The organism is Halococcus dombrowskii (assembly GCF_022870485.1).
Lineage (GTDB): Archaea > Halobacteriota > Halobacteria > Halobacteriales > Halococcaceae > Halococcus > Halococcus morrhuae.
In genome coordinates this window covers 360,798-385,557 of sequence record NZ_CP095005.1, presented here as the reverse complement: position 1 = coordinate 385,557, position 24,760 = coordinate 360,798, and the positions used below count along the sequence as shown (strand labels likewise).

The window sequence follows — 24,760 nt, the reverse complement described above, 5'->3', positions numbered from 1 at the left end:
CTAGTATCAGTACCTCACAAAGCTCGTCGGTTGACTGCTTCTGAGTGTGAATTCGGTGGAGAAATCGGTGCCGAGTAACTGCTGAGGAGGGTTGTTCGACACCGAGAGCATCAAACCTGTCGCAGTCGGCGGCGGAACGCCGCCGACGCAACGGTGTTGCCACTCGCTGAGTAGGCGTTCCCGGTCGGTGGATTACCGCTCGAAGCGGTCGTCCGGTGGCTTGTTTGCGGGGACGGCGCGACGCACCGCGAGCGCCGTCTCCGCTGCTCTCCGCACCATTCCGAGGAATTCATCGAATCGCCACGGCCAGAGGCGTCGCGCGCCTCGGCGCGGCGACGCCACGTACTCCCAGTGGAGATACCGCCACGCATTCTGGAGGAGGTAGCTGATCAGCACGTACAGAAACCTCACCGCCGGATTCTGTGTCGTCGTCATCGCAATACTTCGTTCGGACAACCGGTAGGTCGATTCGATCCCGAAGCGTCGGCTGTAGTACTTCCGAGCCTGACGCGGTGTGTCGATGAACGGCGCGTCAACGGCGTAGCCGTGACGCGCCACACCTTCCTCGTCGTACTTTCCTTGTTGGTACGTACAGTCGATGTAGACCGGGAAATCGACGGTCCACGTGTGACCGTCGATTTCCCCTCGGAGGTCGTGGTCGATCACGCGGCTCCAGCCTTCACTCAGTTCGGTCTGAATCTTCTCGCCCCACTTCACGATCGGCATGACGAAAGCGTAGTTGTGGGCAGCGAGCAGCGTCAGACAGTACGTATCGTAGAATTCCCGATCGAGGTAGACGGCCTTGACTTCAAGGTTAAGGCCGTTGAGCACGCCGAGCAGTTCCGCGAGGATCGAGCTGGCGGTGTCGCCGTCGGTGAGACGGCGCACCGCCAGCGTGTAGCGTTTGTTGCGTACGCGGGCGTAGAGTGTGGCATAGCCGTGGAACGTGGTCGTTCCAGCTTTGGCGAGTGACTCGTAGAGTTCTTCCTTGGAGTCGTACTCCTCGCCGTAGTACGGACGGAGGTGGAGGTCGGCGACGACCTCCACCGGCCGATCCGGAAGGAGTTCGAGGGTATCCTGTTGGATGAGCGTCTTGCCGACTCGTTCGAGCTCTGCGAGCTCGAACTTCGTCCGGAGGTGATGGAGAATCGTATTGCCGTGGGGTGAGTCCTCTGAAATCTCACAGAGGTGACTGACCGAGTCCTCGTCGGCTGTTGCGCCGACGAGGACGTCCCAGATGTCCTTGGAGTCGATATCGGCGTTCTCGCCGAGTCCGATATCGATCTCCTCGTTGAGCGTGTTGACGAGAAAGTTAAGCACCTGGTCCTCTGTGAGTTCACTGGCTGCTTGGTTGGCCTCCATCAATCCACCAAGCAGCCCGTTCACCTAACCCGCTTTGTGAGGTACTGAGTATGGATTTCCTCACGTACTCGGTGACGTCGTTGCTGATCGCCTTGCTGGCAGTTGCTTCGCTCCCCCGTCCGGTCACGAGGATAAACGGTAGCTTGGGATGGGACTCTCTGACCTCGGGAAGCAACTCCAGAGCGGTGCCATCACCGAGTTGGTAGTCGCAGACGAGACAGTCCGGTGTCGCTGAGGCAAGGTGCTGGCGTGTTTCGCTGAGACTGTGGGCAGTTTCGACGACGAGCCGGTCGCTTTGGCGTTCGAGAACCCGTCGCTGTGTGCGTGCCCACGTCTCGTCGTCATCGCTCAGCAGGACCCGAATATCATCACCGGTGTTCGAGCGTTCGTCGGTTGGAGTCGGTTCAGAGCTCATTGGCTGGTTGGTTGATTGGCAAAAAGACATCAAGACAAATGAAGGTTCTAGAGGCGGTTGCCTATGGAGCAGTCGTCGTGTTCTCGGTTCCGGGAGCCGTCTCGTTGGCCGTGGGTGACGTCCCGACCGTCGTATTGGACGAGGCTTCGGCCGTTGTGTTCACCATCGTCGTCGTTGTGTCGGTTGCCTCGACCGACGCTCCAGTCGGCGTTTCTGCGGCTTCTGCCGCTGTTTCGGTCTCCGTCACGGTTTGCGTCTCGGTCGTCGTATCCACCGTTGTGGTTGCCGTTTCAGTGGGCTTGTCAGTCGCTGTCTCAGTCTCGGTTTCGGTGGTCGCAGTCGCCGTACTCGTTTCAGTTGTCGCGGTTTGCGTCGTAGTCGTGGTCGACGTGTTTTCACTCAACGATTCAGTCATTTCGGGCGTTGCCGTCGTCTCGTTTGCCGTGTCCTGACTCGCAGTGTTCGCTGTCGGCGATGAATCACCGATTGACGCTGCGTTGATTGACATCGAAGTACTCCCGGTTCCGGTGATGGTAATCGTTCCTGTTTTCGTTTCGCTCCCAACAGTCACCGTGTATTCGAGCTCTGACCCCGCTTGGAACGAGCTCGTATCGACCGTGAACGAGAGGTCCCTGGACTCTCCTGCGTCGAGTGTGACGCTCGTCTCACGGTTAATGCCCTCTTCGACTTGGTTGACTACGATGTCTTGGAATCCACTGACGAAATCGTTAAGATCCGGGTTATAATCATCCGGACCGTCACCGGGGGCGAAGAGATCGACCCAGTGTCCATTTCGAACTTCTTCCGACAAGGTCTTCATACCTAGCTCGGATTGCTCGACTTCGGTTTCATCAGGCGAAACAGCGATGAAGGACGCTCCTGCATCATCGATCTGGTTCGCTATCTCTGTCTTGGTGGGATCGCCACTATGGCGGTCTGTATCCTCGTCGGTCACATCGATGAGGAACGTGTTGGCGTTCGCACGCGAGTCCAAACTGAGGGCCTGCTGGATCGCCGCGTAGTTGCGCTCCTGGCTGCCATCGGATCTGAGGCCGTTGAGCGTGTTGATCGCGTCTTGGCTATCACTCGTGTACTTTTGATCGGTGTTTACGTACCCATTCCCTCCGTAGCTAACCACCGCGTAGCGGGCATCGATATTCTGAGCGTTGAGGTCATTGGCGAAGCCATTGAGCTGGTTCGCGATCTGGTCGATATACGGATCTGTACTCGCCGAGGTGTCGACGAGGAACACGATATCGACTGCACGACTACTGTTCCCGGTGGCATTGAGCGTCGCGGTTGCCCCACAGTTGTTTGCCAGTCCAGTGTTGGTGACGTCAGCCTCGATGTTCGCCTGCTGGCCCTGATCGACACTGTCCGGTGCCGTGACGTTACTCATCTGAACACTACATTGTGGAGTAGTTGACTGAGTCGTCACGCTGTCCTGATCGTCCTCTCCGCCATCGTCATTGCCCGGGGACGAGTCGGGGTCGCCTATACTACTCGATGTGACCTGCGCAGTATTGGTTTGACTTCCTGCGCTGTCGACCGTTGCGTTGATCGTAAGCGTCTCTGTTCCTCCGTCTTCGACATCGCCAACCGCCCAGACGCCTGTTTCAGCGACGTAGCTGCCCTGACTCGCATTCGCATCCACGAGCGTAACGCCATCCGGAAGCGTATCTTCGACGGCCACGTTCGAAGTCGCGTTCGGGCCGTCGTTCGTGAGTGTCAGCGTGTAAGCGATACCCGCTCCGGTCGAGGGTGCGCTTTCATTGACCGTCTTGTTGAGCGAGAGATCCGCAGCCGTCGGTGTCGGAGTGGCCGAGTCGTTGTTGTTCGGCTCGACTGGATCGGGCTGATCGCCGGTCACTTCGACCGCGTTGGTCGTGTCCGTAGCGCTGTCGATCATTGCGGTCAGCGTGAGTGTAGCTGTTTCACCACTGCCGAGTGTTCCAACGTCGTAGACGTTGCTTCCTTCGTCGTAGCTGCCCTGCGTGACCCGGGCGCTCTGGAACGAGAGTCCGTCGCCGAGGGACTCGTTGACCGAGACGTTCGTCGCGGTGGTCGGCCCATCGTTGGTCACGTCGACGGTGAACGTCACATCGTCGCCAACCGTTGGCTCACTGTCGTCGACCGTTTTCGTCACTGCGAGGTCAGCCGCCTGCCCGCTGACCGTCGTGTTAGCCTGATCGTCTTCGTCCGGGACGTTGTTACCCGGGGTGGAGTCGGGATCAAACTGATCGCTGGCGGTTACCTCTGCCGTATTCATGACATCTTCCGTGTTTTCGACGGTTGTGGTGAGTGTGAGCGTCGTCTGCTCACCGGTTGCGAGTTCGTTCACCGTCCAGACGCCGGAATCGTAACTTCCCGTGTTTGGATCTGCACTCACGAGACTGAGACCATCAGGGAGCGCATCCGTGACTTCCACGCCCGTCGCCGTGTTTGGTCCGTCGTTCGAGAGCGTCAGTGTGTACTCGACGTTACTCCCGAGCGCTGGCGCAGACTCGTTGACGGACTTGGTGAGACTCAAGTCAGCCACCTGGGGCGAGGGTGTCGACGAATCCTCGTTGTTGGACTCGTCGGGATCGAACGTATCGCTCGTCACCGTAGCGACGTTCTCAAGAGTAGACGCGTCGGTACTGTTGATCGTCGCAGTCAGCGTGAGCGTCGCTGTCGCACCGTTCTTGAGGTCTCCAACGGTGTAGGTGCCGGTCGATTCGTCGTACTTACCCTGCGTCGCCGAGGCGTCCTGGAAAGTGAGCCCAGCCGGGAGCGCGTCGTCGACGACAACGTTTCTGGCCGTGTCTGGGCCAGTGTTCGTCACGTCGACGGAGAACGTCACGTTGTCGCCGACCGTTGCACCACTATCATCGACCGATTTCGACACCGCGAGGTCGGCCGACTGCCCGTTGACCGTCGAATTGTCTTGATCGTTCTCACCGGACTCGTTGTTGTTCGGCGTGGAGTTCGGATCGAACGTATCGCTGGAGTTGACCTCCGCGACGTTCGTCACGTCGGTAGTGCTCTGGACTGCCGCCGTGATGGTGAGTGTGGACTGGTCGCCGCTGGCGAGCTCACCCACCGTCCAGAGACCACTTTTGGTATCGTAACTTTCCTGGCTTGCGGTCGTATTGACGTCAGAGAGGCCGTCCGGAAGTGAGTCCGCAACGGTCACGTTGGTGGTTGCGTTTGGGCCGTCGTTCGAGAGCGTGAGCGTGTATTCGATGGTATCGCCGACGTTCGGCGAGGTTTCGTTCACGCGTTTCGTCAACGAGAGATCCGCAACCGACGGCGAGGGGTCCACGGTCCCGTTGTTGTTCGGATCGTTCGGGTCTGGTGTGTCGCTCGTGACTTCAGCCGCGTTCGCCGTGTCATCGGCGCTCTCGATCGTTGCAGTAAGCGTCAGGGTTGCGGTTTCGTCGCTTGCGAGCGTTCCGACAGCGTAGGTGCTGGTCTCATTGTCGTAGGTTCCCTGTGAAACCGTTGCGCTCTGGAAGTCAAGGCCAGTCCCGAGCAGTTCATCGACCGCGACGTTCGTGGCCGCGTCGGGACCGTTGTTGGTCACCTCGACGGTGAATGCGACGGTATCGCCGACGGTGACATTGGTATCGTTGACGGTTTTCGACACTGCGAGATCGGCCGACTGACCGTTGATCGTGGTGCTGCCTCGGTCGTCTTCGTCGGGATCGTCGTTATTCGGCGTCGAATCCGGGTCGAACGTGTCGCTGGCGTTGACCTCCGCGACGTTCGTTACGTCGTCCGTTGTATCGACCGTCGCGACAACTGAGAGCGTGGCCTCGCTGTCGTTGGCGATGTTGTTGACCGTCCAGAGGTTCATTGCGTCGTTGTACTGGCCCTGACTCGCATCCGAGCTCACGTAGCTCACGCCATCCGGCAGCGCGTCCGCGACGGTCACGTTCGAGGTGGCGTTGGGACCGTCGTTCGAGAGCGTGAGCGTGTACTCGACGTTGTCGCCGACGTTCGGTGCGGATTCGTTGACGTTCTTCGTCAGCGAGAGGTCCGCAACCGACGGCGTCGGATTCGCCGAGTCGTTGTTGTTCGGTGGGTTCGGATCGGGCTGATCGCTCGTCACCTCGACTGCGTTCGTGGTGTTGTCCGTGCTATTGATTCGTGCAGTGAGCGTCAGCGTCGCCGTATCGTTGCTATCGAGCGTCCCAACAGTGTAGACGCCGGTGTTTGCATCGTAGCCGCCCTGCGTTACCGACGCATTCTGGAACTCGAATCCGCTACCAAGCGACTCGTTGACCGAGACGTTCGTTGCCGTGTCCGGTCCGTTGTTCGTCACAGCAACGGTGAACGTCGCATTGTCGCCGACGGTTGCATCGGTAGCGTTCGCCGTTTTGGTGACTGCGAGGTCAGCAGACTGACCGTTGATCGTTACGTTGTCTTGATCGTTCTCACCGGACTCGTTGTTGTTCGGTGTGGAGTTCGGATCGAACGTATCACTGGAGTTGACTTCTGCGACGTTCGTGACGTCGTCCGAGCTCTCGACCGTTGCAACGATGGCGAGCGTGGCTTCCCCGCCGTCAGAGAGGCTATTAACAGTCCAGAGGCCCGTTCCATTGTTGTACTCGCCCTGATTCGCATCCGAGCTCACGTAGCTCACGCCATCCGGCAGCGCGTCTGCAACGGTCACGTTGGAAGTCGCGTTGGGACCGTCGTTCGAGAGCGTGAGCGTGTACTCGACGTTGTCGCCGACGTTCGGCGAAGGTTCGTCGACGTTTTTCGTCAGCGAGAGATCCGCAACCGACGGCGTCGGGTTCGCCGAGTCGTTGTTGTTCGGGTCAGTCGGGTCAGGCTGGTCGCTCGTTACCTCAACTGCGTTGGTCGTATTGTCGCTACTCTTGATCGTCGTGGTGATCTCCAAAGTGGCCGTCTCGCCGTTTGCGAGCGTGCCAACACTGTAGACGCCGGTGACAGGGTCATAGACACCCTGTGAAACCTCGCCGCTCTGATATGCGAGACCACTGCCAAGCATCTCGTCGACGGAGACGTTGCTCGCTGCATTCGGCCCGTTGTTCGTGACCTCGATGGTGAACGTCACGTTGTCGCCGACGGTCGCGTTCGCGTCATCGACTGTCTTCGTCACACCGAGATCTGCGGCTGGTGTCTCAGTCGGCGGTGTCGTCGTTGTCGTTGGTGGTGCGTCGGTCGTTCCGGGGTTCGTCGTCTCTGACGTGGTGGTGCCAGAGGTCCGCGTTCCGGGGGCAGCTTCGGTCGTTTCGGGATTTGTTGTCTCTGACGTAGTCGTCCCAGGGGTGGTATCTGACGTAGCCTCAGGAGTGGTGTCAGAGGTCGCTGTTTCGGGCGTTCCGGACGGAGTGGACGACTGGGGCGTACTCGGCGATTCCGAAGTGTCCGTCTCAGTCGACGGGTTGGACTGGTCCGGTGCGGTGTCGGTCTCACACGGGACGACCTTCGAATCCGGGAGATCGGCACTCAGCGTGTACGATCCACCGGGTTTGAACGTCCGCGTGTCCGCATCGACGAACTCCTGTTGGTGCTCGGTCGCGCGCGTCCAGATTCGCTGCGGTTTCGTGTAACTCGCCAGCGTGAGTTTGACCGGACCGCTGTCCTCGCTGATCGAGAACGATACCTTCGCGGTTCCGTCCTCGACGCGGATCGACTTGCTGTCGACGGCGTTGCGGAGGCTCTCGTTCGTGGTGAACTCACCGTTCGACGAGCGCCGAATGTCGTTTTTCTCCGAGTTGCTATGCGCGAAGCGGATGAGTTCGTCCGGCGTGTACGTTCCTTTGGGACCCTGGAGTTCCTCGATCGGCTCACCAGCGACGAAGTCGATCTGATAGTAGGTCGGCTCCACGCCACATTGAACTTGCGAGGACGTAGCCCCCGAGTTAGTGGAGGAGTCAGCATCCGCATTTGCCCGTGGGTGGTCGAGGTGGTTTTCGACCCAGTTGGCGATGTACGTGGCGTTCGACCAGCCATCCGTCGCGATCGCGATCGTGCTGGCCTCGCGCTGACTCTCGACGAAATCGATATTGCTCACGTTGATCGATTTTTCGTCATACAGTCCGTCCAGAGCATGGCCGAGATCCGCCCGATCCCGCTGGGGATCCGATGCAACGTCGAGATACACCTTCCCATCGGCCGACTGATTGAGAACAGCAACGTCATCGCCCGTCGAGTTTGTCCCATCGGACTGGCTGTTCGATCCGATATCACTGCCGTCCGAATACAGCAGTACGCCTGCTCCAGTGCTCACGACGACTACTCCTACAATCAGAACAACCGCGAGACGCTGAGCCTTCATTACAGGCAGTCCCTCGCATCAAAGTCACAGAAAAGCCGATTACTATTGCGGCCGGAATCGCCTGTCGCTCGTTCACCGATACTGCTCTGCCGATCGTTCCGCATCCGCATCGCGCTGTTGCTCCTCGCTGACGATCCGCTGCTGATACCGTTGCTCATTCGGATAATTCAATAAACGTACACCATATCAAGCCCATACCAGCATACAGGGGTATGGCAACATGCCAGCCACGGATGGGGTGGGTGAGGGAACGATGACGGCATGGATCTCCTCGTCCAGACACCGTCATTGCGGGCCTACAGACAGCTATCGTTTGTTCTTGAATGACACTATCACCCACGCCCTGTCGTGATCTCGAATCGTGCCCCACCGCTTGACGATGCTGTGAGGGAGAGTGACCAGCCGTGCGCTTCGACGATCGCGCGGACGATGGCCAGTCCATACCCCGTGCCCGAGCCAGTACTCACACCGAATTCGAGAACAGCATCGCGGCGCTCTTCCGGAATGCCCCGACCATCGTCCTCGATATAGAAACCTCGCGTTGTTTTTCCGCCGTCGGCTGTGCTGAGAGCACCAACCGTTACGGTTGATACGACAGTCTCCCGTCGTCCGCCGTTAGCGATGCTGCGAGAACTCTCCGTGACTCCGGAGTCATCTCGGTCCTTTGGGATGGTTCGATCAGTGTTGGCGTGGAGTTCAGTCGAGAGTGGGTCCTTCTGATCGCATCGAACCAGCTGCCCGGAACCGTGCTCTACGGCATTTCGAAAGAGATTCTCGAAGATCAGTTTGAGCCGCCGTGAGTCCGCCTCCAACGAACGGCTGTCGGCTATCGAGAGGGATACCGCACCGGTTTCAACCACCTCCCATGCTGAGCGAGCGAGCCGTTCCAGATCGTGAGTCGTCGTCGATTCGACATCCGCGCTTTCACGCGCGAGCGTTGGAATCGTTTCGGAGAACTCCCACAGTCGCTCGTGAACCATCTCCAGATCCGACAGCGACTGACGGAGCTCTGGATCATCCGCATAATCAGAATCAGCTTCAATCAGGTTGAGCAGGCTTTCCGCCGTTGAGAGAGGCGTCTTGAGATCGTGTGCGATCACGTCCGCGAGCCGTTCGAGCTGTTCGTTTTTCAGTTCGAGCTGGCTGGTTTTCTCGGCCAGTGCCGTATTCCGCCTCGCGAGCTTCTCCTGTTGCTGTTTCTGATGGCTGATGTCGGTGAGCATGAGCACTGTACCCTGTGACCCCCTCATGAGCCGAGGATCGACATCGTATCGATGGCCGACATACTGCTGGCAACTCCCGTCGCCTTGCACTTCACGACCAAACGCGGAGGTGAGATCCGGGTGAAGGTCGCCATTGTCGACCAAATCCGTCGGAAGTTCGTCGATGAGATGCTGATGTTCCACTGCGCTCTTGTTTTCACCCACCAGCTCGCATGCAGCCTGGTTGAGTTCGATGATCCTATCGTTTGGATCGCAAACGAAGACTGGGTCATCGAGCGTCTGGAAGATACGTTCGTGTGCAATCGGGGCGATTCCCTCGATCTCGGTGTGGTGAACGACGACCCCAAGCGGAATACTAACCACTGCAAACGTGATCGGCGTGATAGCACCATTGGGGATTGGACCGATCCCCAGCAGATAGAGCGTCGTCGAAATCATCGGCACCAACACACAGACAACGATCGTGATCGATTGGCGACGGTACAATCGCTCAGCGGCGAACGCAGCTGCAATGAGCAGCGCAATACCAGTCATCAAAAGACAGTAGAGATAGCCGACAGTGATGATATACCCTATACCAGGTGTTGTCGTGAGTGACGGACCGATTACACCCGGGCTGAGCGTAATCGACGAATAGTAGACGGAGTGGTACTGAGAAGTGAAGATAAACGGAACGCTGAGAAGCGGAATCACGGAAAGCAGCGCGAGTCGCCGACGAGTGAGCCATTCCCGATGCCCCGTATACCGAAGTGTGAAGGCAAACCATGCAATGGGAGCCGTCAAAACACCAATATAGGATAGCTGAGTGAACAAGAGCATCCACTCGAAGCTTTGTGCGAGCATGCGTCCAGCGTTCGAAGCGGCCCACACCGCGAGCGATAGCGCAAAGAGACCGAACACGAACGCGGACTCCCGGCGGTCGTGATGCGTCGTCAGCGCTATTCCGACGGCACCGCCGACACCTCCGGCGAACGCGTATGCGGGAAGAACCCATTGCTCCATTCGATCTACAACATCCTTATCATTCAGAAGCAAATAAGTTATTGTAACGGACTATCGGTTTCAACGAGCTCGCCGTTTCTCAGACGGTCGTCCGTGGAGGATCTCTGATGCCGTTCAGCTGTCGTTCCGGATTCGATCGAATCACGCTCTGCTATCGTCCAACGGCAGCGTGAGATCGTGGCCGATTCAGCCCGGATCGATCCGCGTCGTGACGTAACAACCGTCTTCTGTTCTCATTATTCGTTGTAGCCTACTGCCTCGCCACTCTGTCGGGGAAGTATCTCTTGCTGACGTTTTTTCGGCAGCCGTACGCAGCGATTGGATGACGGGAACCCACTGCAACGAACGGACGTTCGCGTCACGGGTGCGACCGCTCTGTCCGACAGTCCGTCGACGACTTCACCTGTGGGCGGCCACGGCGACACCGCCCCCGAGGATGGCCAGACAGCCGATGCCGGCGAACACCATCGGGAAGCCGATCGTATTCGATCCGAACGACAGGGAGGCGGCCGCGGTGAACGCGACCGGGCCGATCGTCTGGCCGAGTCGGAGCATACTCGTTCTGACGCTCATCAGCCCGGCACGCAGCTCCTCGGGGACGAGACCGACGATCGTGCTGTCGAGCGACGGCGTGATGAGGCCGACGCCGGTGCCGAACGCCAGCAGACAGACGACGACGAGCGCGAGCGACGGCTGTGTCGCGAGCCCGAGCAGCGATCCGCCGTAGAGGAGGAAGCCGACGGCGATCAGGACGACCGGGCCGACACGCGTCGAAATGCGTCCGTACTGGGTGTTGCAGGCGGCGCTGGCGACCGAGAGCGTGGCGAGGACGATCCCGATACGGCTACTCGACAGCCCGTAGCTATCGCCGAGCACCAGCGGGATCGCCGTCAACATGCCGTAGAACATGAAGAAGTGGACGAGCACGGTCAGGTTGGCCGCGACGGCGCGTGGGTACGCCACCACGCCACGTATGCGCCGGAAATACTCCCGCACCGACTGCTGCTCGCCGATCGTCGGTTCGTCGAGCACCGACAGCGCGTAGAGACCCACCAGGATCGCCACGCCGAAGAACAGGAACGGCACTTGCCAGCGCACCGCCGCGAGCGTGCCGCCGACGAACGGGAAGATCGCCCCGCTGCTCCCGATCGCCCCGCCGTTGATCCCGATGACGGCGCTGCGGCGCGGGTCGTCGTAGTAGTCGCCGATCAGCGTGATCGCGAGCATGATCAGCGCGCTGCCACCGACCCCCTGGAGCACTCGCAACAGCAGTACCTGCCGAAACGTCGAGGCGAAGGCGATCCCTGCACCCGCCACGCCGAACAGTACCAGGAGCGGGACGAGCGTCCAGCGACGGCCGATCCGATCGGCCAGCAGGCCGATGAACGGGGTGAGAACGACCCCGGGGATGGTGAACGCCGGCACGACCAGGCCGACGGCGGCATCGCCGACGCCGAACACGCCCTTCAGCTGGGGGAGCACGGGCGTGAGCAACGAGACGCCCATGATCCCGACCATCGAGCTCGCGAGAACGACGTGGAGGTTCGACGCCTGCCACGGAACGGTGCCCGATCGGAGGCTCCCGGATTCGTTGGCACTCATCGTCCCCCGTTGACGGCGACCCGGTCACCGACCGACATCGGCCGGAAGATGACGATCGACGATAGTTGGACGGCTATCCATTCTACGGGCCGTTCTCCGGATGGCGGTTTGATAGTTTGGGTTTTCACGTATTTTTGCGTCCACATGGGTACGATCACACCCCGTTTGGCTATCCCACGGTGAGACGGTGAGTGGACGGGCTACTGACCGACGATATCGTCTTCGAGCGCCGCGACCTCGTCGATGATGCTCTCGACGTGGGGTTCCGCGACGCCGTTCGCACGCATTGCGTCGGCGAGATGGCCGGCGACGTGTGAGAACGCCGTCCCCGTGATCCCCATCCCCTCGTGGGCGCTCTGCATGTCGTCGCCGCTGTAATCGACCGGGCCGCCGGCGACGGCGCTCACGAACTGGACCTGGTGCGCGAAGAGCGCCTCCATATCGTAGCCCTCGAAATACGGTTCGAGAAGCGGGTCGTCCAAGACACGCTCGTAGAAGTTCGCCACGACTGCTTCGACGGCTTCGCTGCCACCGATCTCCTGATACATCGAACTCCGTGCTGGCATCATCGGGACGAGGTGGGGGAGACGGTAATAGTTTCACCCGAACCCGTTCGGAACGAATGGTCATCACAACCACGGTCCACAATACCGTCCTTCACCAATCCCGCTCGCACAGATCTTCATTATACTGATATGGTGGTTCGACGGTACTGGCTCGATACCGATCGACGGGCATCGCATCGACGGCGAACGATGAGGGTTCCGGCCGACGGCGAATCGGTGCTTCCCGTCGATTCGGTGGCTCACGGCTCCCGATCGCGGCTCCTCCGAACCGCGAGGAACCCGCCGAAGACGAGCGGCGAGAGAACGGCCATCAGCCCGCTCCCGGCCAGCGCGCCGCCCCACGGCGTCGAGAGCACGTCGCCGGCCGACGGGAGATCGGGGTTGCCGACGACGAGCAACCCCTTCATCCCGAGCTGCTCGTAGGCCGGACAGGAGTATTTCACGACCCGATTGCCGGTGAACGTCCACTCGAACGTCTCCCCGCCCGTCCCGCTGAAATCGGTCCAGAACGACTCGTCGTCGGCGACGACCGTGAGCGCCTCGCTCTCCCTGAGCCGTCGCCAGACGATCGTCGTCCCGGGATCGATGTGGATCGCCGGCGGGTCGAACGCGAAGACCCCGCCGTTGCCCGGCGCGCCCACACCGATCTCGATCCGATCACGATCCGTTTGGTCGACGACCTCCTCGAAACCATCGACGTCGTCGAGCCAGCTACCGTACGGCGACGACGATTCCTCACTACCGTTCTCCGCGCCGCTCCCGACGGCTGCATCGGCCCCGACGAGGACCGCCCCGCGCATCCCCATGCTCCGATGGGGTACGCAGGCGTAGTTGACCGCTCCCTTTTCCTCGAAAGTGTGCTCGAACGTGTGGCCGGCCTCGCTCGCGATCTCGCTCTCGAAGGCCCCGCTCTCGGCGACGACGTTGTGGCCGCCGCCCTCGCCGGTCCACTTCCACGTGATCGTCGTCCCGGGATCGACGCGGATGGCTGGCGGCGAGAACGCGAAGTTCCCGCCGTTACCCTTCGCGCCGACGGCCACTTCGATCTGCTTCGTTCCCGTCTTGTCGACCACGTCATCGTAGTTATCGACGCCGTCGAACCAACCCGCAGCGCCGTCTTCCTGTGCGTTGGCAGTTCCTGCTGTCGCTCCGATTGCCCCGACACCGACGGCCGTTCCGCCGGCGGCTTTCAGGAACCCCCGTCGACCGCATCGTGCCGCGCTCGGGTCCGCTGTGGTTCCCTGCATTGCGATCACTTCCCGTCGTAGCCGGCGTACTCCATGAGCTGGCCGAAGATGTCGGAATCCATCGCCTCGCGGTAGACGATCGCGCCGAGCATCCCGCCGGGATAGCTATCGCCGTTCATCACGTGGTTGACCTTGTGGCAGTGCAGGAGGTAGATGCCCGGGTCGGCGTCGGCGGTGAACTCGATCACGCGGCGCTCGGCGGGCGCGACGTTGGTGACGTCCTGATCGTAGCGGGCGACCTCGGGAATCACGCCGCCGTCGTGCTCGATCACCTCGAAGCGGTGGTTGTGGGTGTGCAGCGGGTGGGACATGTAGCCGCCGTTGACGAAGTGGACCCGAACGGTGTCGCCCTTGTCGACGATGATCGGCGAGCCGTCCTCGGGGTGGAACGAGCGCGGGGCGCTCTTGCCGTTGATCGTGAACACGTCGGGGTTGCGATCGCGCGGGCTGTACTGGGCGTCCCCGCCGGCCATCATCCGATTGAGCCGGGAATCCCACTCCTTGACCGTCATGAAGTACTCCTTGTCGGCCGGTTCGTACCCCTTCGGGTCGACGCGGAGGATGCCGTACATCCCCATATCGATGTGGCGATGGGTCTGGTAGTGGCAGTGATAGAAGTGCGTGCCGGGGACGTTCGCCGGGATGGAGTAGGTGTGTTTCTCCCCCGGCTCGACCTGGATCCCGGTCGTGGTCGGCACGCCGTCGTTCTTCCAGGTCTTCTGTGAGCCGTGGAAGTGGACCGTGTGCGGGCGCATTCCGTCGGTGTTGTCGAGCGTCACCGCCATGTCGTTGCCCTCGGTGGTGCGGAGGATCGGCCCCGGCACGCTCGCCGGCCCGTCGTCGGCTTTGAACGCCCAGACCTGCGGGAGTTCGATCGGTCCGCCCATCGTCTCCTTCGGATGCACTGCGTGTCTGCACTGCTGGGTGCTGAGCGTCACCTCCCCGCCCTGATCGTCGACCTGCACGACCTCGGGCGGGGATGTGTACGGGAGTTTGCCGTCGCTCCCGCTCACGTTCGCCGGCGGCTCGCCGAGCGTGGGGTTCGTCGCCGACTGCCGCCCGCCCGCCGTGCAGCCGGCGAGCATCGCCGTGCCGACACCACCACTCGCCGCCAGAAACTCCCGCCGTGAGATGCCCGTCCCCGGAGCGCCGATCCGATCGGTCATGATACAGTTATACGTTCGAGCGGGAGTTGAATAAACCGCGAACCCAATTTTCATGCAGTGAGAACCGGCCCACTGGTGGTCGATAGTGATATATATTTCCATGCCGATCTCCCACGTTTCCGTCACGATCGGCCTTCGACGAGCGCGCCATCCCGCCGACGATCCGCTGGCCGCTGCCCGACTCAGACGAGCGGCACGACCAGCTCTTCGCCAGCGTCGAGCAACGCCGCGACCCGCTCCTCGCTTTCGGCCTCGGCGTAGACCCGGAGTACAGGTTCCGTCCCGCTCGGCCGGACGAGCAGCCACGCGCCGCTTTCGAGTACGGTCTTGAATCCGTCCTTGGTCACGATGTCCGCGACCGGTTCGCCTGCGACACGATCGGGCAGCTCACCCTCCAGCTCGTCGAGCACGCGCGTCTTCTCGTCGTCCGGACAGTCGACGCTGATCTTCGACTGGTGGATCTCCCCGTGCTCGTCGAGCAGGCGATCGACACGGTCGTCGAGCGATTCCTCCCGTTCGGCGGCCGCCGCGAGCAGCGCCAGCAGGACGCCGTCCTTCTCGCGGACGTGACCGTCGACCGAGAAACCACCCGATTCCTCGCCGCCGACGAGTGCGCCCGCCTCGGCCATCGCCCGCGCGACCCACTTGAATCCGACCGCCGTCTCGACGACCGACTCGCCATGGGCCTCGGCGATCCGATCGATGAGAAACGTCGTCGAGACGGTTCGCACCGCCGGCCCCGACGCCGATTCCAGGAGGAAGTCGTAGAGTGCGGCGAAAAACAGGTTCTCGTCGAGGTGGCCCCGTTCGGATGTCACCACGGCGAGCCGGTCGGCGTCGCCGTCGTTGGCGATGCCGAGGCTCGCATCGCCGTCCTGGACGCGCGTTGCCAACTCGGTGAGATGCTCGGCGCTCGGTTCTGGTGGCGTGCCACCGAAGTCGGGTGCGCGCTCGCAGCGCAGGCGCTCGACCGACGCACCCGCCTCCGAGAGCAGTCCGTCGGTGACGCCGCGGCCGCTGCCGTGCATGGCGTCGTAGGCGACGGTCAGGTCGTCGAGGGCGGCCTCGTCGGCGTACTCCGCCACGAGATCGTGGGCGTGCTCGGCGTGCGAGGCGACGAAATCCGTTTCCTGTATCGTGCCCCACTCCGCTTCGGGGAGCGATTCCGGCTCGGCGAGGTTCGCCTCGATCGATTCCGTGACTTCGGGCAGCGCGGGCGCGCCGTCGTCGGGGATGAACTTCACGCCGTTGTACTCCGCGGGGTTGTGCGAGGCCGTGACCATCAGCCCGCCGGCGAGGTCGCGGTCGGCGATCGCCCAGGCCAGCAGCGGTGTCGGGCGATCACGTTCGGGGAGCAGCACGTCGAATCCGTTGGCCGCGAGCACGCGCGCGAGTTCCTCGGCGAACCCGCGCGAACTCTCGCGGGCGTCGTAGCAGATGCCGACCGGCGCGCCGCGCCCATCGAGATGGGTCGCGACTGCCTGGCCGACCATCCGCACGCGGGGTGCGGTGAAGACGTCGAGCGTCGCCCGCCAGCCGTCGGTACCGAACGAGATAGCGTCCATGCCTCCGGTGTCGCCGCCGTGAACAAAAACTTCCCGTCACTCGCACAGCTGTTCTTTCCGGCTGCGCGAGAGCCCCTTAATCTCGTGTTCGCGCGACAGCGCCGCCCCTTTCGACTCAAACGTCTCCGTGTGGCGCAGCTCGACGGGCGTCCGCCCGCGGGTGTATTTCGCGCCGGTGCCGGCGTTGTGTTCGGCCACCCGTCGCTCGACGTCGGTCGTGTAGCCGGTGTAGAGGGAGCCGTCGCTACACTCGACGATGTAGACGTGGTGGCTCACGGAGGGCGTTCAGGCGTTTTTCGCACGCTCTTTGGCCGCCTCGGCGATGCCGGCGTTCGCCGCGCAGCCGGGACAGGCGAACAGCCGCCCGTCCTCGTCGGCGAACACCCGCTCGAACTGCTCCGAGACGTGCTCGCCACAGTAGTCACATTCTGGCATGTGTGGTGTGCTGGCAGTGGTTTCGCCAACGTGGATTGTAGGGTCTCACGCGGTAAATACCCTTTCCGCGGCGGTATCGCCGCTGCACAACCCTGTCCTCCGTGCCCGTCTTCGCTCACTTTCGTGCCTCGTCGAGTGTCCGTGCAATCAACCCTGCCTGCGCGCCCGCGACGAACCCCGCATCGACGTTCACGGTCGTGAGCGCGGTACACGACTGGAGCGCACCGGCGAGCGCCGCCTCACCCTCGCCTCCATAGCCGTAGCCCGAGGCGGTCGGCAGGGCGATCACCGGAACGTCGACGAGCCCGGCGATCACGGTCGGCAGCGCACCCTCACGCCCGGCGGCGACCACGAGTACGTCCGCCCCTCGTAGCCCGCCGAGTTCGTCGAACAGCCGATGGACGCCGGCGACGCCGACGTCGTCGTAGCGCTCGACGGTGGCTCCCATCTCGCCGACGACGGCCGCCGCCTCGCCCGCCGGCCCCGCATCGACCGTGCCGGCGGTGACGATCCCGATCGTCGCGTCGAGGATGGGCGGCTCGAAATCGGCCGTCCGCACCCGGAGGACGTTCGCCCGTGCCTCGTGATCGATCTCCGCCGTGGGCCGGTCGTCGACGAATCGGTCACGCACCGTCGTGGCGGTGTCGTCGTCGATTCTGGTGGCCAACCCTCGTCCCGTCGTTTCGAGGGCGAGATCGAGCAGTTCGTGGATCTCGTCGGTCGTCTTCCCCTCGGCGAACACCGCCTCGGGCACCCCGCTTCGTGTCTCGCGGGCGGCGTCGAACCGTCCCGCCTCGCCCGTCGCGTAGCCCGCGAGGCGCGCCTCGGCGGTCGCTATCGAGATCTCGCCCGCCGCGAGGGCGGCCAGCGTTTCGCGCATGCGCTCCCTGGGTGCTGGACGTACTACTCCTCGTCGCCTTCCCGGCGGCCGGCCACCGTCGACCAGCGGTCCGCTTCGGCCGTCGTCGGTAGATTTCACGCCGCTGTTCGTGGTATTTTCCGACCGCCGGCGTCGCCATCACCCCGGGTGACCGGATGAACCGCTTCGAGAGCGCCGATATCGAGCGATTATGGCAATATTTATAAAGCGCCCTTTTGAAAACGGCCCTGTATGGCAGACCTGATCGTCAAAGCCGCCGTGAAGGATGAGCTGAGTGACATGAATGTCTCGTCGGACTTCTACGATGCCCTCGACGAGGAGGTTTCGGCGCTGCTCGAAAACGCCGCCCGTCGCGCCGACGAGAACGACCGCAAGACCGTGCAGCCGCGCGACCTGTAAGGTCGAACTCTCGATTTTCGAACTATTTTACCGCCGATCAGCGACGGCTATGGCGTGTCGAACATCAATGCAGTATGGACAGTAGCGTTACCGCCGAATGCGGCGATCTCGCCGTGGTCGTCCCGTCGTTACCGGGACTAGTTTTTGCCAGATATCGAGCAGTTCCCGCCGAACGTACCGTCGTTTCTCGTCGCCGAACCCGTTCATCCGTTCACCGAATGGCGATGATCACAGTCCGATTCGATCGTCAGGGCCGCGTCGCGGGACGTGTCATTGGATGTCCATCCGGATGAAGCGGAGCCGGCTCAATCCCACTAAAACGACTGTGGCGGCGAGCAGGAGGGCCGCGCCGGCGACGTCGTACACACCGTCCAGCAGGATGTCGTTCGGATCGAAGTGGGCCATCGGGGCGACGTTCGCCAGCCAGCCGACGTCCGTCACGGGGATGAACGACTGGAAGAGATACAGCGCGAACAGCAGCCCGATGGCGGCGTTTCTCGCGGTGTCGGCGTCGTCGAGAGATACCGAGAGCGCCAGTCCGATCGCCCCACAGCAGAGCAGATACGGGATCGAGAGCGCGTGGAGGACGGCGAGCTCCGCGAGAGGAACGGTGACGTCGATGTACGCGGCAGCGAGGACGATCACCACCGGTGTGACGACGCTCGCGGTGACGATCGGGACGAGCAGCGCGAGGAACTTCTCGAACACCACCGCGCCCCGCGAGATCGGCGCGGAGAGCAACACGTCCATCCGGTCGGTCTCGACGTCGTCGGCGATCGATCCCGCCGCGGTGTATGCGAGATAGATGCCGAAGAACAGGCTCCAGAACAGGGTGTAGAACTCGCCGGCGAGCAACCCCTCGGCGCTCGACAGGCTTTCGAGGCCGAACGCCTGAACGAACGGCTGTGGCAGCTGCGTGGTGAGCTGCTCGAACTGTGCGCTCGTGGCGACGTCGGACGTCACGAGCGGCGCGGTGGCGACGAACGCGAGCCCCATGAGCCCGAAGGCCGCGCTGAGGCCGAGCGCGGCGGCGATTCGTTGTTCACCCTCGTACTGAAAGACGTCGAGCGTCATCCGATATCCATCCTCCCGAACCGAACGAGACCAACGAGAACCAGCACCACGGCGGCCGCGAGCAGGATCGCCCCACCCGCGAAGTCGTAGCTGCCGTCGACGAGGATCGCGGTCGGATCGATGTAGTTCATCGGCGCGATGACGCCCAGAACCTCGTAGTCGGTGCCGATGAACACCGTTTCGAGCAGATACGTGACGACGAGGGTTCCGACGGCGGCGATCCGTGCGTGGCTCTCGTCCGTGAGGAACACCGAGAAGACGAAGCCGACGGCCGCACAGCAGAGCAGGTAGGGCACGGCGAGCGCGTGGAGCACGAGGAGGTTCATCGGATCGAGCGTTTCGTCGAGGAAGCCCGCAGCCACGAAGAGCACGATCGGCGTGACCGCGTTGATCGCGAGGATCGGGAGCAGTAGCGAGAGGAACTCCTCGCCGGCGAGTCGCGTCCGCGAGACCGGCGCGGCGAGCAGGCTGTCGATCCGGCCGGACTCGATCTCGCCGGCGATCATCGAGGCCGCGTTGTACGCGAGATAGATGCCGAGCACGAGCAGCCAGCCGACCTGGTAGAGTTCGACCGCGAGGATTCCGGAAAGGGTGTTCATGCTCTCGATGCCGAGGCCCTCCGTGAGCTGTTTGGGGAGCTCGGCGAAGAGGCTCGCCAGATCGAGGTCGGTGAACGAGGGGGCGATCGCCACGAACATCGTGCCGTAGAACGCCGCCGCGACCACGATCGTGAGCGCGAGCATCGCCCGGCGCTCGCCCTCGTAGCGCGCGACCTCAAACATCCGCGCTCTCCTCCGGGCTCGATTCCGCTTCAGTCGCCCCGCTGGCTGCCGATTCCGTGTCGGGATCGACCTCGCCGTAGAAACGCATGAACACGTCCTCCAGGGGCGCGTCCGCGATGTCGAGATCGAGGATATCGTACGCCACGAGATGCGAGAGGAGGTCGTTGTAGTCGCCCGTGAACGTGAAGCTCACGCTCGTGCCGTCGCGGCCGCCCGACGAGGAATCCCCGTTCCCGGATGGTCCGTCGGCGGACGACGGCCGATCGCTCGCGGTTCGCGCCCCGTCGCCGCTCTCGCCCCCATCGGCCGTGGTCGGCTGGGGCGATCGCTCGTCGCCGGCGACGCTCACGTCGTGTGCGCCCTCGATGGCGAACTCTTCTCCATCGACGGGGTCGGCGACGCGCACCGAGACGCGCTTGCCGCCACGATCGAGCAGGGTTTCGACGTCTTCGAGCTCGACGAGATGGCCGTTCCGGATGACGCCAACCCGATCGCAGATCTTCTGGACCTCGCTCAGGATGTGCGAAGAGAAGAAGAACGTCTTTCCCCTCGCCTGCTCGTCGCGGATGAACTCGTAGAAGCGCTCCTGCATCAGCGGATCGAGCCCCGAGGTGGGCTCGTCCATGATGACGAGATCGGGATCGTGCATGAACGCGAGCACGATGGCGAGTTTGCGCTTGTTGCCCGTCGAATAGTCGCCGATCTCCCGGTCCATCGGGGGATCGAACAGCTCCAACAACTCTTCGCTCCGGCTGTCACCCTTGAGTGACGCCTGGTAGCGCAGAAATCGGTTGCCGGTGACGTCCTCGTCGAACCCCATCTCGGCGGGGACGTATCCCAGGTGGCGCTTGGCCTCGATCATCGCTTTCCGATCGGTGACGTCGTGGCCCAACACCGTTGCGCTCCCGCTCGTCGGCGACTGAAAGCCCATCAGCGTGCGGATCGTGGTGGACTTGCCCGCGCCGTTCGGCCCGAGATAGCCGAACACCTCGCCCTCGCGCACCTCGAAGGAGAGGTCCTCGTTGGCCCGGACGTCGCCGTAGTGTTTGGTCAGCCCCTCGGTTGTGATTGCAGCCATGGTTCTCGGCCCGTCCCGATCGCTACGCTCGATGAACACATGAACGTTCGTCCGATTCGTTTTCACGACCCTTCGATCCGCGATTTTCGCTCCACGACGAGATTGCGACGAAGAGCGGTCGTACGGCCGACAGGAACCCGGAGACCGGCCGCGAGCGTATCGTCGCCTATATATTGGATGGCACGAAATGACACTGTATGCCGGAATGCCAGAACTGTGGTGCGTTCGTGACGGCGGCGTATGCGCGAGTGTTCACCCCAAGCGGCATCGACGAACCACGCGTCTGTCCCCAGTGTGAGGACAAGATCCGCGACGGCGCGGATGTCAGACAGGCGCGCTCGACGCGGCGAAGTTAACCCGACCCCTCCTTCTGACGTGCATCCGCGACGACAGCGCTCGCCAGCTCGAACAGCTCCTCACAGCGCCCCTCGTCGCGTGCCTCGGCGGTGATCCGCACGAGCGGCTGGGTCCCACTCGCCCGTACCAGTACCCAGCCGTCGTCGAAGTCGACCCGAACCCCGTCGAGCGTCCGCACGTCGTCGTACTCCGCAGCCACCCGCTTCTCGACACGCTCCATCACCCTCTCTTTCTCCGCGACCTCGATGCTCTCGCGGCGAATGGGGTAGGTCTCGATCTCGGCGACGCGTTCGGCGAGCGGACGCTCGGCGGCGAGGGCCATCAACCGAACGGCCGCGAGCGGGCCGTCGGGACACAGAGTCTGTGTGGGCCATATCCACGCGCCACTCGGTTCGCCGCCGAAGACCACGTCCGCATCGGTCGCGCGCTCGGCGACGAAGACGTCGCCCACCTTCGTGTGTGTCACCGATGCCGCCGGCGCGAGCGCGTCGTCGACCGCGAGGCTCGTGTCGACGGGGACGGCGACCTGGGGGTCGTCGACGTCGCTCTCGGCGACCGCCTCGCGGGCGAAGAGTGCGAGCTGGACGTCGCCCGGGATGAACTCCCCTTCGCCGGTCACGGCACGCAGGCGGTCGGCGTCGCCGTCGTGAGCGAGCCCCACCGCGGCGTCGCTCGCCTCGACCAGCGCGCGAAGCGACTCGCAGTTCTCGGCGGTGGGCTCCGAGGGCCGTCCCGGGAAGGAGCCGTCGGGCTGGGCGTTGAGCGTCTCGACCTCGCAGCCGAGTTCCTGGAGCGCCTCGACCGTGAGCCCGCCGGCACCGTTGCCGAGATCGACGATCACCGATGGTGGATCGTCGATTTCGACTTCGCTGAGCACGTCCAGGTGGTGCTCGCCCGCGTCGATCTCGCGTCGCTCGCCGAGGTCGTCCCACGGGACGAGGCTCGACTCTCCATCGCGCACGCGCCGGGCGATCTCCTCGCGTCGCTCCTCGTTGAAGGCCTGTCCGCTCGGTTGCCAGAGTTTGAGTCCATTGTCCGGTGCCGGGTTGTGGCTTGCCGTCACCGAGACACCCGCGTCGGCGTCCTGCCAGCCGACAGCCCGGGCCACCGTCGGCGTCGCCGCCAGACCCGCGTCCAAGACGTCGGTGCCGGACTCGCGCAGGCCGGCCGTCAGCGCGTCGGTCAGGAGACGGCCACTTGCGCGCGGGTCGCGTCCGACGACGACACGCTCGGCGTCGATGCCGAGCGCGCCCCCCACGTCGAGGGCGAGCGCCGCGGTGACTTCCTCGCCGACCGGTCCCCGGATACCGCTGGTGCCGAACATGGTCGTTCGAATGCCGAGCCGTACAAAACGCTGACTCACGCGACCACGCCGCCCCGCGATTCGGATACGAACGTTCTTTCGGACGGCCGACGCACACAGATCATGACCATCGTACTCGTTCGCCACGGCGAAACCGACTGGAACGCCGAGCGACGCCTTCAGGGCTGGGCACCGACGCCGCTGTCCGAGCGCGGGCGCGAGCAGGCGACCCGCGCCGGCGAGCATCTCGCCGCGCGCTACGCGTTCGATCGAGTGATCGCCTCCGATCTCCGACGGACACGCGAAACGGCCGAGCGTATCCAGCAGGCGGGTGTCGAGCCCGAACCGACGTTCGAGCAGCGCTGGCGCGAGCGCGATTTCGGCGTCTATCAGGGGCTGACCTACGAGACGATGTTCGAGGAGTATCCCGCGTTCTCCGTGGGCCAGTCGGGCGAGTCGGCGCTCGCGGCGACGCCCGAACGCGGCGAGAGCCTGCTCGACCTGCGTGAGCGCGTGCTTGCCGGCTTCGATGCGCTCGCTGGCGACGACACGGTGCTGGTCGTCACTCACGGTGGGCCGCTCTACGCGGTCTGTAGCCACGTTCTGGAAACCGATTACGCGACGGTTCTCGACGAACACTCGCAGGACAACTGTGCGGTGAACGAGTGTCGATCCACGGCGGATGGGTTCGAGCTGGTTCGACGGAACGATACGAGCTACCGCAATTCGACGTAGATCCGGAGTTTCGATCGCCCTACCGCTGGGACTCCCGGAGGATCAGCGGCTCGATGGCGAGCGTCCGTTTGGCGAGCGTCACGATCCTGGAGATGTAGGAGACGAGCAGCAGGAACGGCAGCAGCGTCACCGTCAGGCTGGCACCGACCAACAGCGCGATGTTCTCGATGCCGAGCGTGCTCCCGGGGAACGTCCCCGCCTCGCCGATCACCATCATGATGCCGGCGACGGCGAGTGCCGGCAGCGCCGCGTAGAGAATCAGCTGCGAGAGCGACGTCAGCGCCCACTCGAAGTAGAGCGTCTTGACGTGTTCGCGCGCCGGGCCGAACATCGAGAGCGCCGTTTTCAGTTCGTTCAACAGCTCGTTCTCGCGCTCGCCGAGATCCGCCTCGTGATCGTTGAGCAGTCGTTCGATCTGGAAGATCTTCCAGCCGTAGTTGTAGTTCAGCGCGGCGAACACCACGTCGAAGTTGCCGAACGTGCCTCCCTGAAGCTGGTCGCGCACGGTCTCGGAGTTGCCGATGACGCTCTGGGTGAACTGGTCGATCTCCCACCGGAGCTGGTCGCTTTCGATATCGCCGAACCCGTCGCGGATCGCCTCGGCGCGGTCCTGACAGACGTCGATGATGTTCCGGAGGAACGCCGAGGGATCGGCCGGGCTCGGTGCTCCGACCAGCTCCTCGGTGTAGTCACGGAAATCCATCGAGTCCTCCATGCGCTGACGCTGTTCGCCCAGCGGGCCGTTCTCCTGTGAGAGCACGAGCTGGGAGATGGTGACGACGAGCGTCACACCGGTGATGACCGCGCTGATCATCGTCGAAAAGAGCGTGTCGATCGTGTCGCTGCTGTTGAGTTGGGGGATCAGCGGCGGCGGTAATACTGTAACCCCGATAACGAAGACGACGAAGAACGAGACCGCGAGCACGGCCGTGACGAGGAGCCGATTGGCCTTCAGCAGTATCCAGAGTTTGAGGCGACTCTCGTTGGCGCGCTCGCGCATCGTGTTCGCCGTGCTCACGTCGAGGTCCTTGTCGACCGCAGAATCGTCGACGTCGGCCGTCACGACCCGTCTCCCGTCGCTGCCGAGCGGGGCCGTTCGAAGACGATATACTTGGTCCCCCCACTGGTGTAGTCGATCGTCTCGACGAGTCGCCAGCCCTCGGCCGCCAGTTCGTTGATCGCGGCCTTCGGGTTGGCGGCCTCCTTTTTCGTCTCGTCGCGCGGCGGCCTGAGAATTTCGTACTCCCACCGCCGGGAGTCCTGATCGTCCATGTGCC

General features: G+C 63.0%; 21 protein-coding genes. 3 read left to right on the top strand and 18 right to left on the bottom strand.

The annotated features are described in order from the left end of the window. Window positions 1-192: 192 nt before the first annotated feature. From MUK72_RS02060 to larB, 12 genes are all read right to left on the bottom strand, one after another. Window positions 193-1,362: an ISH3 family transposase gene (locus MUK72_RS02060; RefSeq protein ID WP_244698896.1), complete on the bottom strand. Its 1,170-nt coding sequence runs from the start codon at window positions 1,360-1,362 to the stop codon at window positions 193-195. Then, window positions 1,337-1,777 (bottom strand): response regulator, encoded by a 441-nt coding sequence (locus MUK72_RS02055; protein ID WP_244703342.1) that lies wholly within the window; start codon window positions 1,775-1,777, stop codon window positions 1,337-1,339. Before MUK72_RS02055 ends, MUK72_RS02060 begins: the two co-directional genes overlap by 26 nt. Window positions 1,778-1,838: 61 nt before the next feature. Beyond that, window positions 1,839-8,021, bottom strand: coding sequence for a DUF7507 domain-containing protein (locus MUK72_RS02050; RefSeq protein WP_244703340.1), 6,183 nt, complete (start codon window positions 8,019-8,021; stop codon window positions 1,839-1,841). Window positions 8,022-8,401: 380 nt separating this feature from the next. Beyond that, entirely contained in the window at window positions 8,402-10,294 is a 1,893-nt protein-coding gene (locus MUK72_RS02045; protein WP_244703338.1) for a histidine kinase N-terminal 7TM domain-containing protein, read from the bottom strand. A gap of 399 nt (window positions 10,295-10,693) precedes the next feature. After that, a complete protein-coding gene (locus MUK72_RS02040) occupies window positions 10,694-11,896 on the bottom strand; it encodes an MFS transporter (protein WP_244703328.1) in 1,203 nt (400 codons plus the stop codon). A gap of 200 nt (window positions 11,897-12,096) precedes the next feature. Then, window positions 12,097-12,444 carry a group I truncated hemoglobin gene (locus MUK72_RS02035; RefSeq protein ID WP_004051738.1) on the bottom strand — a complete coding sequence of 116 codons (348 nt, stop codon included), beginning with the start codon at window positions 12,442-12,444 and terminating at the stop codon, window positions 12,097-12,099. Between the two features lie 257 nt (window positions 12,445-12,701). Continuing rightward, complete coding sequence (locus tag MUK72_RS02030) at window positions 12,702-13,709, bottom strand: halocyanin domain-containing protein (protein ID WP_244703326.1); 1,008 nt, start codon at window positions 13,707-13,709, stop codon at window positions 12,702-12,704. A gap of 5 nt (window positions 13,710-13,714) precedes the next feature. Next, entirely contained in the window at window positions 13,715-14,875 is a 1,161-nt protein-coding gene (locus MUK72_RS02025; RefSeq protein WP_244703324.1) for a multicopper oxidase domain-containing protein, read from the bottom strand. A 182-nt stretch (window positions 14,876-15,057) separates the two neighbouring features. Next, a complete protein-coding gene (locus MUK72_RS02020; protein ID WP_244703322.1) occupies window positions 15,058-16,440 on the bottom strand; it encodes a phosphohexomutase domain-containing protein in 1,383 nt (460 codons plus the stop codon). Between the two features lie 36 nt (window positions 16,441-16,476). Then, window positions 16,477-16,716 carry a GIY-YIG nuclease family protein gene (locus MUK72_RS02015; protein ID WP_244703320.1) on the bottom strand — a complete coding sequence of 80 codons (240 nt, stop codon included), beginning with the start codon at window positions 16,714-16,716 and terminating at the stop codon, window positions 16,477-16,479. Window positions 16,717-16,725: 9 nt separating this feature from the next. Then, complete coding sequence (locus MUK72_RS02010; protein ID WP_004051743.1) at window positions 16,726-16,875, bottom strand: DUF7563 family protein; 150 nt, start codon at window positions 16,873-16,875, stop codon at window positions 16,726-16,728. 115 nt (window positions 16,876-16,990) lie between these two features. Further along, window positions 16,991-17,755 carry a nickel pincer cofactor biosynthesis protein LarB gene (larB, locus tag MUK72_RS02005; RefSeq protein ID WP_244703318.1) on the bottom strand — a complete coding sequence of 255 codons (765 nt, stop codon included), beginning with the start codon at window positions 17,753-17,755 and terminating at the stop codon, window positions 16,991-16,993. A gap of 231 nt (window positions 17,756-17,986) precedes the next feature. Between larB and MUK72_RS02000 the strand changes: the two genes are divergently transcribed. Beyond that, window positions 17,987-18,154, top strand: coding sequence for a hypothetical protein (locus MUK72_RS02000; protein WP_004051745.1), 168 nt, complete (start codon window positions 17,987-17,989; stop codon window positions 18,152-18,154). A gap of 270 nt (window positions 18,155-18,424) precedes the next feature. Here MUK72_RS02000 and MUK72_RS01995 read toward each other — a convergent pair whose 3' ends face one another. Genes MUK72_RS01995 through MUK72_RS01985 form a run of 3 tightly spaced genes read right to left on the bottom strand, consistent with a single transcriptional unit; the run spans window position 18,425 to window position 21,088 of the window. Further along, window positions 18,425-19,228, bottom strand: coding sequence for an ABC transporter permease (locus MUK72_RS01995; protein WP_244703309.1), 804 nt, complete (start codon window positions 19,226-19,228; stop codon window positions 18,425-18,427). Continuing rightward, on the bottom strand, window positions 19,225-20,010 hold the full coding sequence (locus tag MUK72_RS01990) for an ABC transporter permease subunit (RefSeq protein ID WP_244703307.1): 786 nt from the start codon (window positions 20,008-20,010) through the stop codon (window positions 19,225-19,227). Before MUK72_RS01990 ends, MUK72_RS01995 begins: the two co-directional genes overlap by 4 nt. Further along, a complete protein-coding gene (locus MUK72_RS01985; RefSeq protein ID WP_244703305.1) occupies window positions 20,003-21,088 on the bottom strand; it encodes an ABC transporter ATP-binding protein in 1,086 nt (361 codons plus the stop codon). Before MUK72_RS01985 ends, MUK72_RS01990 begins: the two co-directional genes overlap by 8 nt. Window positions 21,089-21,285: 197 nt before the next feature. Here MUK72_RS01985 and MUK72_RS01980 point away from each other — a divergent pair, with 197 nt between their 5' ends. After that, entirely contained in the window at window positions 21,286-21,444 is a 159-nt protein-coding gene (locus tag MUK72_RS01980) for a DUF7563 family protein (protein WP_004051749.1), read from the top strand. Here the strand turns inward: MUK72_RS01980 and glmM are convergent. Continuing rightward, window positions 21,441-22,769 (bottom strand): phosphoglucosamine mutase, encoded by a 1,329-nt coding sequence (gene glmM, locus MUK72_RS01975; RefSeq protein ID WP_244703303.1) that lies wholly within the window; start codon window positions 22,767-22,769, stop codon window positions 21,441-21,443. The genes MUK72_RS01980 and glmM overlap by 4 nt on opposite strands. Before the next feature lie 102 nt (window positions 22,770-22,871). Between glmM and MUK72_RS01970 the strand changes: the two genes are divergently transcribed. Then, window positions 22,872-23,483: a histidine phosphatase family protein gene (locus MUK72_RS01970; protein ID WP_244703300.1), complete on the top strand. Its 612-nt coding sequence runs from the start codon at window positions 22,872-22,874 to the stop codon at window positions 23,481-23,483. A gap of 19 nt (window positions 23,484-23,502) precedes the next feature. Here MUK72_RS01970 and MUK72_RS01965 read toward each other — a convergent pair whose 3' ends face one another. Both MUK72_RS01965 and MUK72_RS01960 read right to left on the bottom strand, forming a co-directional pair. Beyond that, the gene (locus MUK72_RS01965; RefSeq protein WP_004051752.1) at window positions 23,503-24,546 is read right to left on the bottom strand and encodes a DUF7972 family membrane protein; all 1,044 of its coding nucleotides are present in this window, start codon (window positions 24,544-24,546) and stop codon (window positions 23,503-23,505) included. After that, window positions 24,543-24,755, bottom strand: coding sequence for a DUF4177 domain-containing protein (locus tag MUK72_RS01960; RefSeq protein ID WP_004051753.1), 213 nt, complete (start codon window positions 24,753-24,755; stop codon window positions 24,543-24,545). The genes MUK72_RS01965 and MUK72_RS01960 overlap by 4 nt, the downstream gene beginning before the upstream one ends. Window positions 24,756-24,760: the final 5 nt, after the last annotated feature.